Source organism: Streptomyces sp., assembly GCF_035563135.1.
Classification (GTDB): Bacteria; Actinomycetota; Actinomycetes; order Streptomycetales; family Streptomycetaceae; genus Streptomyces.
The window spans coordinates 1-2,251 of the sequence record NZ_DATMVN010000131.1; the positions used below are offsets into that span (position 1 = coordinate 1).

Annotated in this window: 2 protein-coding genes; both read right to left on the reverse strand. The window is 71.6% G+C overall.

What is annotated here, in order from left to right; genetic code table 11:
* Window positions 1-77: 77 nt before the first annotated feature.
* Window positions 78-1,181, reverse strand: a complete 1,104-nt coding sequence (locus VN520_RS05635) for a hypothetical protein (RefSeq protein WP_325745728.1) — start codon at window positions 1,179-1,181, stop codon at window positions 78-80.
* 32 nt (window positions 1,182-1,213) lie between these two features.
* Window positions 1,214-2,251: CoA transferase (locus tag VN520_RS05640; RefSeq protein ID WP_325745729.1), on the reverse strand; the 1,038-nt coding region annotated here is incomplete at its 5' end.

A 2,251-nucleotide genomic window follows, 5' to 3' on the forward strand; every position in this document is an offset into this window, starting at 1 on the left:
GAGCGGACGCAGGTCGACCTTCCCGCTCCGGTGCGACCACGCCTGGCCTGGACGACCCGCGCCGTCGGGCGCGGACCTCACGCCGAGCGGTCCCGCGGGGAGGGGATCGGCTCCTTCCACGGCCGGATCTGGTGCTCGACGACGGCCGGACCCAGGCGGAAGTGCTGGGCCTCCTCGTACGTCTCGACCAGCGGGAGGTTGGGGTCGTAGTAGTCCTCCGGGGACAGTGGCAGCGGGCCGGTCTTCGACGTGCGCCCGGGCGTCGCGCGGCCCAGCACGCCGTCGAGCTTGGCGACGAAGCCGATGAGCCGGTCGAGGTCCACCCCGGTGGGGATGCCCATGGCGTTGCACATGTTGACGACGTCCTCGGTCGCCGCCATACCCGTCGCCCGGCCGTTGCCGCAGTAGGGGCAGCCGCCGATGCCGCCGGCCGTCACGTCGAAGCTGACGTCGAAGCTCTCGTCCAGGGCCTTGATCGTCGCGTACGTGCTCGCCAGCGCCATGCCGCGGGAGTCGTGGAGGTGCTGGGCGATGCGCCGCACCTCGGGCCACTCCTGCCGGACCGCGGCGATCGTCTCCTCGACCCAGTGCGGCATGCACCAGCCCATCGGGTCGGCGAAGGACACCGTGGTCACCGTGATGCCGGCGTCCGCCCAGGCGTCGTGCTGCCGCCGCAGCATGTCCATCCGCTGCTCCGTGCTGAACGGGCCCTCGAAGTTGGAGCCCCACGCGGCCCCGACCATGATCCGGGCCTCCGTGGCGCCCGCGTCGACGGCGCGCTGGATCGTCCGGCTCCAGTTCGCGATCTCGTCGGCCTGGCTCCGGTTGGCGTTGCGGCGGATGAACGTGTCGCACAGGTGGGCGCCGGTCGAGAAGCCGTCCCTGCCGGGGACCTGCAGCCAGGGGAACTCCGACGCGCGCTCGATCCCCTTCTGGTTCATCGCGAGGCAGTAGTACCGGGGGCCCTCCACCGGCTTGAACCGCTCCAGGACCTCGCCGATCTTCGCCATCTGCGGCGTGTACCGGGGACTCACGAAGGAGCCCACGTTGATCTCCGGCAGACCGCACTCGGCGAGCTCCTGCAGCAGGTCGGCCTTGACCTCCACCGGGATGTCGACCGACTCGATCTGCATGCCCTCGCGCATGACCTCTTCGCGGAGCAGTACGCGTGGATATCCCATGTTCCCGTCCTCCTCGGACTGATCGACCTGCGTCATCCTTCGTCGACGGGCGGCCGCACCCGGGCGAGGACCTCGTCCACGTCCTTCGCGATCTCCCGGTACACACCCGCTCGGACCAGCGCGTCGAGGTCCTTGGCCCGTGGCGGCGCGATGTTCAGCGGCGTGTCGACCACGACGGCGTCGCGCCGCAGCGCCTCGATCTCCTCCGCGGACAGGCCCAGCGAGCCGAGCACCACGTCGTTGTCCTCGCCGAACAGCGGCCCACGGCCGCGGCTGGTGACCGCCGTGGAACCGGTCCAGACGAACGGCGTCCCCGGGATCGGGCGGGTCACACCCTTGATGTCCACCCAGTCGAAGAACTGCCGGTGCTGCATCTGCGGGTCCAGCAGCATGTCGCGGACCTCGGCCACGGCCGCCGCCGCGACGCCGTGGCCCTGCAGCGTCTCCGCGGCCTCCTCCGGTGTCCGGGACGACGTCCACTCCCCCAGGCCCCGGGCCAGCTCGTCGAGGTCGGGGGCGTCGCCGGACAGGTGCTCCCGGACGAGCTCGACCACCCGCGCCCGTGCCGCGTCGTCCTCGATGGCGACGGCCACCCACGCCTCGACGCCCTGGCAGGCGAACACGTCGGACAGGAGGGTGTCGTCCTCGGCGTTGCCCCGGCGCGACGGCTGCTGGGCGCCGGCCTGCGCCGCGATGAGCGCCTCGGGGATGACGACGGGCCCCAGCTGGTACATACCCAGGTCGATCCACTGCCCCCGACCCGAGCGGTGCCGCTCCTCCAGCGCCGCCAGGATCGCGTAGAGGCCGGTCCACGCGGCGAGGAAGTCGGGATAGGACTGCCCGACCTTGCGCGGCTTGTCCCCCGGGTACCCCGAGTACTCGACGAGGCCCATGGTCGACTCCAGCGAGGTGCCCTGTGCCTTGAAGCCCGACCAGGGGCCGGTGGCGCCGTAGCCGGTGTTGGACAGCATGACGAGCCCCGGGTTGGTCGTCACGAGATCGGCGTGGGTCATGCCCCAGCCGCGCAGCACCCGGGGGGTGAAGTTCTCGACGACGAGGTCGGCGGTGTC